Annotated in this window: 15 protein-coding genes and 3 tRNA genes; 14 read left to right on the top strand and 4 right to left on the bottom strand. The window is 70.9% G+C overall.

Annotated elements, in window-relative coordinates; genetic code table 11:
- Positions 1-3: 3 nt before the first annotated feature.
- Positions 4-1,269, bottom strand: a complete 1,266-nt coding sequence (locus ACZ4FH_RS21535) for an amidohydrolase family protein (protein WP_467306601.1) — start codon at positions 1,267-1,269, stop codon at positions 4-6.
- A gap of 277 nt (positions 1,270-1,546) precedes the next feature.
- Here ACZ4FH_RS21535 and ACZ4FH_RS21530 point away from each other — a divergent pair.
- The 8 genes from ACZ4FH_RS21530 to ACZ4FH_RS21495 all read left to right on the top strand — a co-directional run bounded on the left by ACZ4FH_RS21530 (position 1,547) and on the right by ACZ4FH_RS21495 (position 6,330).
- Positions 1,547-1,619 (top strand) — tRNA-Thr (locus tag ACZ4FH_RS21530).
- Between the two features lie 45 nt (positions 1,620-1,664).
- A tRNA-Met gene (locus ACZ4FH_RS21525) sits at positions 1,665-1,737 on the top strand.
- 88 nt (positions 1,738-1,825) lie between these two features.
- On the top strand, positions 1,826-1,990 hold the full coding sequence (gene rpmG, locus ACZ4FH_RS21520) for a 50S ribosomal protein L33 (RefSeq protein ID WP_003956487.1): 165 nt from the start codon (positions 1,826-1,828) through the stop codon (positions 1,988-1,990).
- Positions 1,991-2,108: 118 nt separating this feature from the next.
- Complete coding sequence (locus tag ACZ4FH_RS21515; RefSeq protein WP_383640078.1) at positions 2,109-2,561, top strand: FAS1-like dehydratase domain-containing protein; 453 nt, start codon at positions 2,109-2,111, stop codon at positions 2,559-2,561.
- Positions 2,561-2,989, top strand: coding sequence for a MaoC family dehydratase (locus tag ACZ4FH_RS21510; RefSeq protein ID WP_467306599.1), 429 nt, complete (start codon positions 2,561-2,563; stop codon positions 2,987-2,989). Before ACZ4FH_RS21515 ends, ACZ4FH_RS21510 begins: the two co-directional genes overlap by 1 nt.
- A gap of 138 nt (positions 2,990-3,127) precedes the next feature.
- Complete coding sequence (locus ACZ4FH_RS21505) at positions 3,128-3,676, top strand: TetR/AcrR family transcriptional regulator (protein WP_467306931.1); 549 nt, start codon at positions 3,128-3,130, stop codon at positions 3,674-3,676.
- A gap of 75 nt (positions 3,677-3,751) precedes the next feature.
- Positions 3,752-5,197: a DHA2 family efflux MFS transporter permease subunit gene (locus ACZ4FH_RS21500; protein WP_467306597.1), complete on the top strand. Its 1,446-nt coding sequence runs from the start codon at positions 3,752-3,754 to the stop codon at positions 5,195-5,197.
- 77 nt (positions 5,198-5,274) lie between these two features.
- Complete coding sequence (locus tag ACZ4FH_RS21495) at positions 5,275-6,330, top strand: UDP-N-acetylmuramate dehydrogenase (RefSeq protein ID WP_467306596.1); 1,056 nt, start codon at positions 5,275-5,277, stop codon at positions 6,328-6,330.
- A gap of 18 nt (positions 6,331-6,348) precedes the next feature.
- Here ACZ4FH_RS21495 and ACZ4FH_RS21490 read toward each other — a convergent pair whose 3' ends face one another.
- The gene (locus ACZ4FH_RS21490) at positions 6,349-6,984 is read right to left on the bottom strand and encodes an NAD(P)-dependent oxidoreductase (protein WP_467306594.1); all 636 of its coding nucleotides are present in this window, start codon (positions 6,982-6,984) and stop codon (positions 6,349-6,351) included.
- A gap of 88 nt (positions 6,985-7,072) precedes the next feature.
- Here ACZ4FH_RS21490 and ACZ4FH_RS21485 point away from each other — a divergent pair, with 88 nt between their 5' ends.
- The gene (locus tag ACZ4FH_RS21485; protein WP_385108454.1) at positions 7,073-7,678 is read left to right on the top strand and encodes a TetR/AcrR family transcriptional regulator; all 606 of its coding nucleotides are present in this window, start codon (positions 7,073-7,075) and stop codon (positions 7,676-7,678) included.
- 22 nt (positions 7,679-7,700) lie between these two features.
- Here the strand turns inward: ACZ4FH_RS21485 and ACZ4FH_RS21480 are convergent, their stop codons facing one another.
- The gene (locus ACZ4FH_RS21480) at positions 7,701-8,723 is read right to left on the bottom strand and encodes an adenosine deaminase (RefSeq protein WP_467306592.1); all 1,023 of its coding nucleotides are present in this window, start codon (positions 8,721-8,723) and stop codon (positions 7,701-7,703) included.
- A gap of 130 nt (positions 8,724-8,853) precedes the next feature.
- Positions 8,854-10,080 (bottom strand): pyridoxal phosphate-dependent aminotransferase, encoded by a 1,227-nt coding sequence (locus tag ACZ4FH_RS21475; protein ID WP_467306591.1) that lies wholly within the window; start codon positions 10,078-10,080, stop codon positions 8,854-8,856.
- A gap of 236 nt (positions 10,081-10,316) precedes the next feature.
- Between ACZ4FH_RS21475 and ACZ4FH_RS21470 the strand changes: the two genes are divergently transcribed.
- The 5 genes from ACZ4FH_RS21470 to rplA all read left to right on the top strand — a co-directional run bounded on the left by ACZ4FH_RS21470 (position 10,317) and on the right by rplA (position 13,155).
- Positions 10,317-10,389, top strand: a tRNA-Trp gene (locus tag ACZ4FH_RS21470).
- Positions 10,390-10,495: 106 nt separating this feature from the next.
- Complete coding sequence (gene secE, locus ACZ4FH_RS21465; protein WP_383640053.1) at positions 10,496-10,783, top strand: preprotein translocase subunit SecE; 288 nt, start codon at positions 10,496-10,498, stop codon at positions 10,781-10,783.
- Between the two features lie 76 nt (positions 10,784-10,859).
- On the top strand, positions 10,860-11,738 hold the full coding sequence (gene nusG, locus ACZ4FH_RS21460) for a transcription termination/antitermination protein NusG (RefSeq protein ID WP_467306589.1): 879 nt from the start codon (positions 10,860-10,862) through the stop codon (positions 11,736-11,738).
- 177 nt (positions 11,739-11,915) lie between these two features.
- Positions 11,916-12,350, top strand: coding sequence for a 50S ribosomal protein L11 (gene rplK, locus ACZ4FH_RS21455; protein ID WP_073786749.1), 435 nt, complete (start codon positions 11,916-11,918; stop codon positions 12,348-12,350).
- An 82-nt stretch (positions 12,351-12,432) separates the two neighbouring features.
- Positions 12,433-13,155 carry a 50S ribosomal protein L1 gene (rplA, locus tag ACZ4FH_RS21450; protein ID WP_383640045.1) on the top strand — a complete coding sequence of 241 codons (723 nt, stop codon included), beginning with the start codon at positions 12,433-12,435 and terminating at the stop codon, positions 13,153-13,155.
- The last annotated feature ends 27 nt before the right edge of the window (positions 13,156-13,182 follow it).

The following is a 13,182-nucleotide window of genomic DNA, read 5'->3' as shown; positions in this document are numbered from 1 at the left end:
CGCTCACGGCCCGCCGGGGGAGTCCGGTCTTCCCTGGCGCGGCAGCCCGAACGGGCCGCCGGTCCCCGGGTCGTCGTGGTCGCGGTACTCGCGCACGGCGCTGGTCCTGGCCACCACCCGGCCCCGGTGCACGACGACCCGGCTGTACGCGAGCGACAGCACCCCGGCGAGCGTCTCGCCGCGGACCGCGAGCAGTTCGGCGGGGAAGCCCGCCTCCACCCGCACCTCGGGCAGCCCCATCGCCCGTCTGGCCTCCGCGGCGACGGCCTCGTAGGCGTGCCCGGGGGGCAGGCCTTCCTGCGAGGCGAGCAGATACGCGGCCTCCAGGGGGTCGCCGCGGCCCACCGGGTTGCCGGGATCGCGCAGCGCCCCGCTGCCCGCCGCGACCCGCACCCCGGACGTGCGCAGCAGCCGTACGGGGGCGGTGCCCCGCCGCCCGGACCCGCAGCAGCCGCCCTGGGGCAGGCAGACGACCGTCACACCGGCTGCCGCGAGCCGGTCGGCGGTGCGGGCCACGACGTCCTCCGGAAGCCGCGAGAGGCCCGCACAGGGGCCGATGGAGACCTCCTGGCGCAGCCCGCCGGCCATCGCGGCGAACCGGGCGAGCCGGCCGGGATCGTCGCCGTCGGTGTGCAGGTCGACGGGGCAGCCGTGCTCGGCCGCGACCTCCAGGACGGCCTCCGTGTAGCCGGTGGGGTCCGGATCGAGGTCCGGGCGGCCGCCGACGGCGCCGGCACCCATCTTCAGCGCGTCCCGGAGCATCGCCAGATTCTCGGCACCGGCGACCCCGGTGAGCAGCCGGGGGACGGCCACGGCGGTCAGATCGGCGAGTCCGCGCAGCGAGCGGCGGGCCTGGAGGACCGCTTCGAGGGCGGTGAGGCCCTGTATGTCGCCGATCCGGATGTGCGAGCGCAGGGCGGTGGCGCCGTGGCCGAGCTGGAGCAGCGCCGCCTCCGTGGCGCGGCGCTGGATGTCCTCGGGGCGCTGCGAGGCGGGTCCGGCGCCGTCGGCGGTGAGCGCGGTGTCCCCGTGTGCGTGCGGTTCGGCGGGGGCGGGGAGCAGCATGTGGCCGCGCAGGTCCACGCGGGAGCCGGGGGCGACCAGGCTGCCGGCGGTGCCGACGGCCTCGATGCGTCCGGCGCCGAGCCGTACGTCCACGAGGCGGCCGTCGGTGAGACGGGCGCCGCAGAGGGTCAGCGCGGCCTGCTCGGGGCCGCCCGCCGTGCCCGCCGGGCGGTCGTCCGGCGGCCGCGGCTGGCTGTCGGGCATCGCGGCTCCTGGGAGGGAAGAAGATCATGTGGAGATCACGCGGAGTGGGTCGAGCCTAGGGGCGTGCCCGGCCGCCTTCGAGGAGGAGCGCAATAGTCGTACCGGCGTGGCCGTACGGGGTTCCGGGGTGCGGGTGCCGGGGCGGACGCGTCGCTGATCAAGGGGTGTGCGGCGGTCCGGGACGCGGGCCCGGGGCCGTGCCGGACAGGGGCCGGCGAGGGGGTGCCGAAACGGATTTGGGCGATCGGCGACAGACCGTGTAATGTCTTCATCGCTCGCCCCAATAGCTCAGTCGGTAGAGCGTCTCCATGGTAAGGAGAAGGTCTGCGGTTCGATTCCGCATTGGGGCTCTGGTGATCGGGAAACCCCGCTTCGGCGGGGGGACTCGTCATCAAAGCGGTGTAGCTCAGTCGGTAGAGCAAGCGGCTCATAATCGCTGTGTCACCGGTTCAAGTCCGGTCACCGCTACTAACAGTAGCCGATTGTGGGGTCGGTCCTTCGATCGGCTACTCTTTTTTGCGTTCATCCGTCCATCGTCCGTCCAAGGAGCACTCACGTGGCTGCCACCGACGTCCGCCCGAAGATCACGCTGGCCTGCGTGGAGTGCAAGGAGCGGAACTACATCACCAAGAAGAACCGGCGTAACAACCCGGACCGTCTTGAGATGAAGAAGCACTGCCCGCGCTGCAACTCGCACACTGCGCACCGCGAAACGCGCTGAATCAGGCTCGTACACGAGGCCGCCCCCGTTGGGGGCGGCCTCGTGTCGTTGTACAGGTCGGTATGTCGTACCGGGCCTCGCCGGCCCATTCGTCTTTCCATCAGGAGGTTGCGAGCTCATGGCGCTCGACCAGTCCTTCGTGGGGCGGACCTATCCGCCCACCGCGCCGTACGAGGTCGGCCGGGAGAAGATCCGCGAGTTCGCCGAGGCGGTGAACGACGCGAATCCCGCGTACGTCGACCCCGAGGCGGCCAAGGCGCTCGGGCACACCGATGTGATCGCTCCGCCGACCTTCGTGTTCTCGATCACCTTCAAGGCGGCCGGGCAGGTCATCGAGGACCCGCAGCTGGGCCTGGACTACAGCCGGGTGGTGCACGGCGACCAGAAGTTCGCGTACGTGCGTCCGGTGCGGGCGGGCGACCGGCTCACGGTCACCTCGACCATCGAGACCGTCAAGACCATGGCGGGCAACGACATCCTGGACATCCGCGGCGAGGTCCACGACGAGTCCGGTGAGCTCGTCGTGACGGCGTGGACGAAGCTCGTGGCGCGCGGCGCCGAGGAGGCGTGATGGCGGCGAAGGTGAGCTACGACGCGGTCGAGGTCGGCACGGAGCTGCCGGCGCGGTCCTTTCCGGTGACCCGCGAGACCCTCGTGCGGTACGCGGGCGCCTCCGGCGACTTCAACCCGATCCACTGGAACGAGAAGTTCGCCCGTGAGGTCGGCCTGGAGGACGTGATCGCCCACGGCATGTTCACCATGGCCGAGGCCGTCCGGGTCGTCACGGACTGGGCCGGTGACCCGGGCGCGGTCGTCGAGTACGGCGTGCGGTTCACGCGTCCCGTCGTGGTGCCCAACGACGACAAGGGCGCGCTGATCGAGGTCACCGGCAAGGTGGCCGCCCTCCTGGACGACCGGCAGGTGCGGGTCGACCTGACGGCGACGAGCGACGGCAAGAAGGTGCTGGGCATGTCCCGCGCCGTGGTGCGGCTCGGCTGAGACGCCGGCGGTACGGAGTACGCGTAAGGGGCACGGTCCATGGGGCCGTGCCCCTTACGCGTGCGTCCTTCGAAGAACGGTCGCGCGGACCGCTTGCGTAAGTTAGTGATTGAGTACTAACTTACGGGCATGGCAAGGATGAGTGCGGACGAGCGGCGCGGTTGCGTCATCCGCGAGGCGGTCACGAAGTTCGCCCGCGGTGGGTACAGCGCGACGTCCACCGAGGCGATCGCGAAGGCCGTCGGCGTCTCGCAGCCCTATCTGTTCCGCCTCTTCCCCAACAAGAAGGCGATCTTCCTCGCCGCGGCCGAGCGGTGTCTGCGCGACATCCGGCAGGTGTTCGAGGAGGCCACCGAGGGGCTGGAGGGCCAGGAGGCGTTGCACGCCATGGCCACCGCCTACCAGAAGATGCTCGTCTCGGACCCCGACAAGCTGCTCATGCAGATGCAGATGTACGCGGCCGTCGCGGCCGCGGAGGCAGCCGGGGACCACGAGTTCGGCGCCACGCTCCGGGCCGGGTGGATGGAGTGGTTCGACTCGGTCCACCTCGCCCTCGGTGCCGACGTCAGCGAGACCACCCAGGTCCTCGCGTACGGGATGCTCGTCAACACGCTCACCTCGATGGGCTTCCCGGCCGACCACCGCATCTGGACCGGCCTCTACGACTCGGCCAGGCCGACGAGCTGAACAGCACCACCCGGGCCCGGCCCGGTTTTCTGCGCACGAAAGTTAGTCATCAATAACTAACCCGCAGGGGGAGCAGTGGACCAGCACACCACAGGCCGCCGGGGGGCGGCCTGGGCCCTCGTCATCACCAGCGTCGCCGGCTTCATGGCGGCCCTCGACAACCTCGTCGTCACCACCGCCCTGCCGTCCATCCGCACCAGCCTCGGCGGCGGACTCGAAGAGCTCGAATGGACGGTCAACGCCTACACGCTCACCTTCGCCGTCCTGCTGATGCTCGGCGCCTCGCTCGGCGACCGGTTCGGCCGCCGCCGGCTCTTCCTCGGCGGGCTCGCCGTCTTCACCGGCGCCTCCGCCGCGGCCGCCCTCTCCTCCGGCATCGGCGAACTGATCGCCTTCCGCGCAATCCAGGGGGTCGGCGCGGCGGTCATGATGCCCCTGACCCTCACCCTGCTCACCGCCGCCGTACCGCCGGCCCGGCGCGGCGCCGCCCTCGGCATCTTCAGCGCCGCCACCGGGATCGCGGTCGCCAGCGGCCCGCTCATCGGCGGCAGCCTCACCGAGCACATCTCCTGGCAGTGGATCTTCTGGCTGAACGTCCCGATCGGCCTCGTCCTCCTGCCGCTCGCCCGGACCCGCCTGGCCGAGTCGTACGCCCCCGACGCCCGCCTCGACATCCCCGGCACCCTCCTGGTCAGCGGCGGACTCTTCGGCATCGTCTACGGACTCGTCAACGCCAACGCCAAGGGCTGGACCAGCGCCACCGTCCTCACCGCGCTCACCGTCGGCGCGCTGCTCATCGCCGCGTTCGTCCGCCACGGCTTCCGCGCCTCCCACCCGATCCTGCCGATGCGCCTCTTCAAGGACCGGGCCTTCTTCGGCATCAACATGGCAAGCCTGCTGATGTTCCTCGGCATGTTCGGCTCGATCTTCCTGCTCAGCCAGTACCTCCAGGGCGCCCTCGGCTACTCGCCCACCGAGGCCGGACTGCGGATGCTGCCGTGGACCGGGATGCCGATGCTCGTCGCCCCCGTCGCCGGGGTGCTCGCCGACCGGTTCGGCGGCCGGCCCGTCGTCGTCACGGGGCTCGCGCTCCAGGCCGCCGGACTCGCCCTGTTCGCCCTGGCCCTGGACCCCGGCGCGAGCTACGCCGCCCAGCTGCCCGGACTGATCGTCAGCGGCATCGGCATGGCCCTGTACTTCGCGCCCGCCGCCGGACTGGTGATGTCGTCCGTCCGCCCGGCCGAGCAGGGCATCGCCTCCGGCGCGAACAACGCCCTGCGGGAGGTCGGCGGCGCCCTGGGGGTCGCCGTGCTCGCCACCGTCTTCTCCGCGCAGGGCGGCATCGGCACCCCGGACGCCTTCACCGACGGAACCGTGCCCGCCGTGTGGATCGGTGCCGGTGTGGTCGGCCTGGCCGCGCTCGTCGCCCTGATGATCCCGGGCCGGCGCACTGCCCCGGCCGCCCCGGAGACCCCGGCGGCCGCCGGACCGGCGGAGGCCCGCGTGGCCGTGCCCGCCTGAGGCCCGTACGAACCGCGCGCGACCACGGTCCGCGGCCCCGCCCGGGAGGCGGGGGCGCGGACCGTAGTCTTGTTCCCGTGCAGGAACTCCACGACGCGCCCCTCGCCCCCCTGACCACCTTCCGGCTCGGCGGCCCCGCCACCCGTCTGATCACCGCGACGACCGACGCCGAGGTGATCGACGCCGTCCGCGAGGCCGACGACAGCGGCACCCCGCTTCTCGTCATCGGCGGCGGGAGCAACCTGGTCATCGGCGACAAGGGCTTCGAAGGCACCGCCCTGCGCATCGCCACCCGCGGCTTCGCGCTCGACGGCACCCGCCTCGAACTGGCCGCCGGCGAGGTCTGGACGGACGCCGTCGCCCGCACCGTCGAGGCCGGGCTCGCCGGCCTCGAATGCCTGGCGGGCATCCCCGGCTCCGCCGGCGCGACCCCGATCCAGAACGTCGGCGCGTACGGGCAGGAGGTCTCCGCCACCCTCACGGAGGTCGTCGCCTATGACCGGCGCACCCGCGAGACGGTCACCGTCCCGAACGAGGACTGCGCCTTCTCCTACCGCCACAGCCGCTTCAAGGCCGAACCCGACCGCTACGTGGTGCTGCGCGTCCGCTTCGCCCTGGAGGACGCGGGCGGGCTGTCCGCCCCGCTCAAGTACCCCGAGACGGCCCGTGCCATGGGCGTGGGGGAGGGGGAACGCGTTCCCCTCGCGGAGGCCCGCGAAACCGTGCTCCGGCTCCGGGCGGGCAAGGGCATGGTGCTCGACCCCGAGGACCACGACACCTGGTCCGCCGGCTCCTTCTTCACCAACCCGATCCTGGACCCGGAGCAGTTCGAGGCGTTCACCGCCCGGGTCGCCGACCGGCTCGGCCCGGACGTCGCGCCCCCCGCCTTCCCCGTGGGCGGGGGACGCACCAAGACCTCGGCGGCCTGGCTCATCGACCGGGCCGGATTCACCAAGGGATACGGCTCGGGCCCGGCCCGCATCTCCACCAAGCACACCCTCGCCCTCACCAATCGGGGCGAGGCCACCACCGAGGACCTCCTCGCCCTGGCCCGCGAGGTCGTCGCCGGCGTCCACGAGGCCTTCGGCGTCACCCTCGTCAACGAACCGGTGACCGTCGGCGTGAGCCTGTAGGGCCGCCCCGGCCCCGGTTCAGTACGCCACGCCCACGCCCTGCTTCACCGACGCCGGATCGTCGATCAGCGCCAGCATCGCGTGGGCCACGTCCGCGCGGGAGATCGAACGGCCCGCGCGCGGGCTGCCGCCCACCACCGTGCGGTAGCGGCCCGTCAGCGGGCCGTTGGTGAGCTTCGGGGGCCGTACGGACGTCCAGTCCGTCGCGGAGGCCGCCAGAGCCGCCTCCATCGCCGTGAGGTCCGCGTAGACCTCCTTGAGGACCGCACCGATCAGCGAGAGCATCATCCGGTCGAGCGCCCCCGGGTTCTCCGGCGGCGGGCCCACCGGGGCCGCGCTCACCACGAGCAGCCGCCGCGTGCCCTCCGCCTCCATCGCCGACAGCACGCCCCGGGTGAGCCGCTCCGCGATCCCGTCCGCCTTCCGGCCGCGCGAACCGAGCCCGGAGAGTACCGCGTCACGGCCCGCCACCGCCTCGCGCAGCGATTCGGGCTCGTCGATCCGCGGCGCCGTGTACACCGTGACGTCCTTGAGCGGGACCGACAGCCGCGCGGGATCGCGCACCACCGCCGTCACCTCGTGCCCCGCCTTCACCGCCTGGGTGACGATCTCCTGCCCGATGCCACCCGTCGCGCCGAACACCGTGAGTTTCATGGCACACCCCTTCTAGAGTGGGTAAGTATTCACTCACCCCCAGGGTGAGTGGGCACTCACTCACCCGTCAAGCTTTGTTGGAGAGCACATGGAACAGAAGCCGGCCCGCGCCCGCATCATCGACGCCGCCCACCGGCTGATGCTCACCATCGGCCTGGCCCGCGCCACCACCAAGGAGATCGCACGGGAGGCCGGCTGCTCGGAAGCCGCGCTCTACAAGCACTTCCCCAGCAAGGAAGAACTCTTCGTCGTCGTGCTCAGGGAACGGCTGCCCAAGGTGGAGAGCATCCTGGAACGGCTGATGACCGCCCCCGGGGAGGGCGAACGCACGGTGGAGGAGAACCTCACCGAGATCGCCCGCCAGGCCGCCCTCTTCTACGAACAGAGCTTCCCGATCGCCGCCTCCCTGTACGCCGAACCGAAGCTCAGGGAGCGCCACAACGACGCCATGCGCGAACTGGGCGCCGGCCCCCACATGCCCATCAGGGGCGTCGCGGCCTATCTGCGCGCCGAACAGTCGGCCGGCCGCGTCCGCCCCGACGCCGACCCCTACGCGGCCGCCTCCCTGCTCGTGGGGGCCTGCGCCCAGCGCGCCTTCGCCTACGCCGCCACACCCACCGGCGCCCCGCCGCAGTCCCTCGACGACTTCGCCGCCTCCGTCGCCCGGACGCTGCTCGGGGGACTCACCGGATAGCCCGCGTCCCGCCGGGGCCGGGTCAGGCCACCGGAGAGGCCAGCCAGGCGTCCACGCCCGCCAGCAGCTCCGCCCTGACCGCCTCGGGCGCCGACGAGCCCCGCACCGACTGGCGCGCCAGCTCCGCCAGCTCCTCGTCGGTGAACGCGTGATGGCGCCGCACCAGGTCGTACTGCGCCGCCAGCCGCGACCCGAAGAGCAGCGGATCGTCCGCACCCAGCGCCATCGGCACACCGGCGTCGAACAGAGTGCGCAGGGGGACGTCCGAGGGCTTCTCGTAGACGCCCAGCGCCACGTTCGACGCCGGGCACACCTCGCACGTCACCCCGCGCTCCGCCAGCCGGCGCAGCAGCCGCGGATCCTCCGCGGCCCGCACCCCGTGCCCGACCCGGGCCGCGTCGAGATCGTCCAGACAGTCGCGCACGCTCGCCGGACCGGACAGCTCCCCGCCGTGCGGCGCCGCCAGCAGACCGCCCTCCCGGGCGATCGCGAAGGCCCGGTCGAAGTCGCGGGCCATGCCGCGCCGCTCGTCGTTGGAGAGCCCGAAGCCGACGACGCCCCGGTCCGCGTACCGCACCGCGAGCCGGGCCAGCGTCCGGGCGTCCAGCGGGTGCTTCATCCGGTTCGCCGCGATCACCACCCGGATCGGCAGCCCGGTCGACTCCGACGCGCTGTCCACCGCGTCCAGGATGATCTCGATCGCCGGGATCAGGCCGCCCAGCAGCGGCGCGTACGAGGTCGGGTCGACCTGGATCTCCAGCCAGCCCGAACCGTCCGCCACGTCCTCCTGCGCCGCCTCGCGCACCAGCCGCTGGATGTCCTCGGGCTCCCGCAGACAGGACCGGGCGATGTCGTAGAGGCGCTGGAAACGGAACCAGCCGCGCTCGTCCGTCGCGCGCAGCCGGGGCGGCTCGCCGCCGGTCAGGGCCTCGGGCAGCCGCACGCCGTACTTGTCGGCGAGTTCGAGCAGCGTCGTGGGCCGCATCGAACCGGTGAAGTGCAGGTGCAGGTGGGCCTTGGGCAACAGACGTACATCACGCTCCATTCCAAGATCCTGCCGCACGGACGGGGCCTCGCGGTAGCCGCTTTCCCCATCGGGTTGTCCGTCGAACGCCCACGCGAACAAAAAGCGACCCCCGGCCGGGCCGGGGGTCGCTTCTGGGGATCGGTGGTGCTTACGCCTTGGCCTCGCCCAGCAGCTTCTGGAGCCGCGAGACGCCCTCGACCAGGTCGTCGTCGCCCAGCGCGTAGGACAGCCGCAGATAGCCCGGCGTACCGAAGGCCTCGCCCGGCACGACCGCGACCTCGGCCTCGTCCAGGATGAGCGCCGCCAGCTCGACCGAGGTGGCCGGGCGCTTGCCGCGGATCTCCTTGCCGAGCAGCTCCTTCACCGAGGGGTACGCGTAGAACGCGCCCTCGGGCTCCGGGCAGAGCACGCCGTCGATCTCGTTGAGCATCCGCACGATCGTCTTGCGGCGCCGGTCGAAGGCGGCGCGCATCTCCGCGACCGCGTCCAGGCTGCCCGAGACGGCGGCCAGCGCGGCCACCTGCGCGACGTTGGAGACGTTCGAGGTGGCGTGCGACTGGAGGTTGGTCGCCGCCTTCACCACGTCCTTGGGGCCGACGATCCAGCCCACGCGCCAGCCGGTCATCGCGTACGTCTTGGCGACCCCGTTGACCACGATGCACTTGTCGCGCAGCTCGGGCACGATCGCCGGCAGCGAGGTGAACTTCGCGTCGCCGTAGACCAGGTGCTCGTAGATCTCGTCGGTCAGCACCCACAGGCCGTGCTCGACGGCCCAGCGGCCGATCGCCTCGGCGTCGGCCTCGCTGTAGACCGCGCCGGTCGGGTTCGACGGGGAGACGAACAGGACGACCTTCGTACGCTCCGTACGGGCCGCCTCCAGCTGCTCCACGGAGACCCGGTACCCGGTGGTCTCGTCGGCGACGACCTCCACCGGGACACCGCCGGCCAGCCGGATCGACTCCGGGTAGGTGGTCCAGTACGGCGCCGGGACGATGACCTCGTCGCCCGGGTCGAGGATCGCGGCGAAGGCCTCGTAGATGGCCTGCTTGCCGCCGTTGGTCACCAGGACCTGGGAGGCGTCGACCTCGTAGCCGGAGTCGCGCAGCGTCTTCTCGGCGATCGCGGCCTTGAGCTCGGGGAGCCCGCCCGCGGGGGTGTAGCGGTGGTACTTCGGGTTGCGGCAGGCCTCGACCGCGGCGTCGACGATGTAGCCGGGGGTCGGGAAGTCGGGCTCGCCGGCGCCGAAGCCGATCACCGGACGGCCGGCGGCCTTGAGGGCCTTGGCCTTGGCGTCGACGGCGAGGGTGGCGGACTCGGAGATGGCACCGATGCGGGCGGAGACCCGGCGCTCGGACGGAGAAGTGGCAGCGCTCATGACCCCCATGCTCCCAGACCGGAATCCCCGTCGGCACACGGGTTTCAGGGACCGGACAGCACCTGGACACCATCCGGACAGGCAAGCGGACGCCATCGGTCAGGAGCGGTCGGGAGCTATCTGTTCGACGCCGGGCCGCTGAGCACGTACACTCACCTGTCGTTGGCCTTCACCAGCCGCACCGTTCCTGCACTCGGGACTTCCGGGAACATGCGGTAGGTTGGTGGAAACCACAAAGGGTCGTAGCTCAATTGGTAGAGCACTGGTCTCCAAAACCAGCGGTTGGGGGTTCAAGTCCCTCCGGCCCTGCTACACACTCCTTCGCCAGGATGTGTGCGCATGTACGTACTTCAATGCACTGCCGTGCGGCTCCACCGGGCGCGGCACGGCCATGACCCGGAATCAGGTGAGAAGCGTGACGGACGCCGTGGGCTCCATCGACATGCCTGATGCCGAGGATGAAGTCCCCGAGTCGAAGAAGAAGGCCCGCAAGGGCGGCAAGCGCGGCAAGAAGGGCCCTCTGGGCCGTCTCGCGCTCTTCTACCGCCAGGTCGTGGCGGAGCTTCGCAAGGTCGTCTGGCCGACACGCAGCCAGCTGACGACGTACACCTCCGTGGTGATCGTGTTCGTCGTCGTCATGATCGGCCTCGTGACCGTGCTTGACTTCGGATTCCAGCGGGTCATCAAGTACGTCTTCGGCTGATCCCCGCGGAGGGCGCCTCATGGGCGCCCCTTTCGCATGTTCCACCCATTTGTACATCCAGGAAGAAGCAGCCACCGTGTCTGACCCGAACCTGAACGACGCCGTCGAGCCGACGGCGGGCGCCTTCGAGTCCGCCGAGGACGAGCTCGACATCGTCGAGGCGGCGGACGCCGAGGAGCCGGACCAGGCCGAGGCTGCCGACGCCGCCGCGGGCGAGCCCGCCGAGCAGGCCGCTGTGCACACCGCGGACGTCGAGGACGCCGCCGACGAGGAGGCCGTCGAGGCCGAGGCCGAGGCCGACGCGGAGGAGGCCGAGCCGGCCGAGCCCGTCGAGCCCGTCGACCCCGTCACCGCCCTCCGCGAGGAGCTGCGCGGTCTCCCCGGCGACTGGTACGTCATTCACACCTACGCCGGTTACGAGAAGCGTGTGAAGGCCAACCTGGAGCAGCGCGCCGTCTCGCTGAACGTGGAGGAGTTCATCTATCAGGCCGAGGTGCCTGAGGAGGAAATCGTCCAGATCAAGAACGGCGAGCGCAAGAACGTCCGTCAGAACAAGCTCCCGGGCTACGTCCTGGTGCGCATGGACCTGACGAACGAGTCCTGGGGCGTCGTCCGCAACACCCCCGGTGTCACCGGCTTCGTGGGCAACGCCTACGACCCGTACCCGCTGACGCTGGACGAGATCGTCAAGATGCTCGCCCCGGAGGCCGAGGAGAAGGCCGCCCGCGAGGCCGCCGAGGCCGAGGGCAAGCCGGCTCCGGCCCGCAAGGTCACCGTCGAGGTCCTCGACTTCGAGGTCGGCGACTCGGTCACCGTCACCGACGGCCCGTTCGCGACGCTGCAGGCGACGATCAACGAGATCAACGCCGACTCGAAGAAGGTCAAGGGCCTCGTCGAGATCTTCGGCCGCGAGACCCCGGTCGAGCTCAGCTTCGACCAGATCCAGAAGAACTAGCTCTTTCGGCTCGTTCCTGGACACATGCCCAACGAGCAGGTCAGACCGGCTGTCGCAGCCGGTCTGACCTGCTCGGTTTTTGGTCGCGCAGCTATACCCGTTATCGTTGTGCGGTATGCCTGCATCCGGATGACCGGATGAAGGCGAAACACTCTCACTAGGACCCGGAGAGAGCACATGCCTCCCAAGAAGAAGAAGGTCACGGGGCTTATCAAGCTCCAGATCAACGCCGGTGCGGCCAACCCGGCCCCGCCGGTCGGCCCCGCGCTCGGTCAGCACGGCGTCAACATCATGGAGTTCTGCAAGGCCTACAACGCCGCGACCGAGTCGCAGCGCGGCATGGTCGTGCCGGTGGAGATCACGGTCTACGAGGACCGCTCCTTCACCTTCGTGACGAAGACCCCGCCGGCCGCCAAGCTGATCCTCAAGGCCGCGGGTGTGGAGAAGGGCTCCGGCGAGCCGCACAAGACCAAGGTGGCCAAGCTGACGGCCGCCCAGGTCCGCGAGATCGCCACGACGAAGCTCCCCGACCTGAACGCCAACGACCTCGACGCCGCGTCGAAGATCATCGAAGGCACCGCCCGCTCCATGGGCATCACGGTCGAAGGCTGATTCAGCCCCCACCCCTCTCAGTGGTAGGGCCAAGCGCTGGTCCGCACCACGACTCCACACTCTGAAACCATCAGGAGTAGAAGTGAAGCGCAGCAAGAACCTCCGCGCTGCGGACGCCAAGGTCGACCGGACGCGTGTGTACGCGCCGCTCGAGGCCGTCCGTCTCGCCAAGGAGACCGCCTCCACGAAGTTCGACGGCACCGTCGAGGTCGCCTTCCGCCTGGGTGTCGACCCGCGCAAGGCCGACCAGATGGTCCGCGGCACCGTGAACCTCCCGCACGGCACCGGCAAGACCGCCCGGGTCCTGGTCTTCGCGACCGGTGACCGTGCTGCGGCCGCGGAAGCCGCCGGAGCCGACATCGTCGGCGCCGACGAGCTCATCGACGAGGTGGCGAAGGGCCGTCTGGACTTCGACGCCGTCGTCGCGACCCCGGACCTCATGGGCAAGGTCGGCCGCCTCGGCCGCGTGCTCGGTCCGCGTGGTCTGATGCCGAACCCGAAGACCGGTACGGTCACCCCGGATGTCGTGAAGGCTGTCAACGACATCAAGGGCGGCAAGATCGAGTTCCGCGTCGACAAGCACTCGAACCTGCACTTCATCATCGGCAAGACCTCGTTCGACGAGACCAAGCTGGTGGAGAACTACGCGGCGGCGCTGGAGGAGATCCTCCGTCTGAAGCCGTCCGCCGCCAAGGGCCGCTACATCAAGAAGGCCGCGCTGGCCACCACGATGGGCCCCGGCATCCCGCTGGACGCCAACCGCACCCGTAACCTCCTCGTCGAGGAGGACCCGGCCGCCGTCTGAGCCCCCGTGCTCGTACGACCGCCGTGT

Source organism: Streptomyces sp. NPDC024555 (assembly GCF_055559335.1).
The sequence above is the reverse complement of the archived record's forward strand: the minus strand, read 5'-3'. Positions and strand labels throughout refer to the sequence as shown.

Bases quoted from the DNA above. Each gene is read 5' to 3' on its own strand.
- ACZ4FH_RS21535 (WP_467306601.1), bottom strand. From the start codon at position 1,269: ATGCCCGACAGCCAGCCGCGGCCGCCGGACGACCGCCCGGCGGGCACG.
- ACZ4FH_RS21515 (WP_383640078.1), top strand. From the start codon at position 2,109: ATGGCGCTCGACCAGTCCTTCGTGGGGCGGACCTATCCGCCCACCGCG.
- ACZ4FH_RS21510 (WP_467306599.1), top strand. From the start codon at position 2,561: ATGGCGGCGAAGGTGAGCTACGACGCGGTCGAGGTCGGCACGGAGCTG.
- ACZ4FH_RS21505 (WP_467306931.1), top strand. From the start codon at position 3,128: ATGAGTGCGGACGAGCGGCGCGGTTGCGTCATCCGCGAGGCGGTCACG.
- ACZ4FH_RS21490 (WP_467306594.1), bottom strand. From the start codon at position 6,984: ATGAAACTCACGGTGTTCGGCGCGACGGGTGGCATCGGGCAGGAGATC.
- ACZ4FH_RS21485 (WP_385108454.1), top strand. From the start codon at position 7,073: ATGGAACAGAAGCCGGCCCGCGCCCGCATCATCGACGCCGCCCACCGG.
- ACZ4FH_RS21480 (WP_467306592.1), bottom strand. From the start codon at position 8,723: ATGGAGCGTGATGTACGTCTGTTGCCCAAGGCCCACCTGCACCTGCAC.
- ACZ4FH_RS21475 (WP_467306591.1), bottom strand. From the start codon at position 10,080: ATGAGCGCTGCCACTTCTCCGTCCGAGCGCCGGGTCTCCGCCCGCATC.
- rplK (WP_073786749.1), top strand. From the start codon at position 11,916: ATGCCTCCCAAGAAGAAGAAGGTCACGGGGCTTATCAAGCTCCAGATC.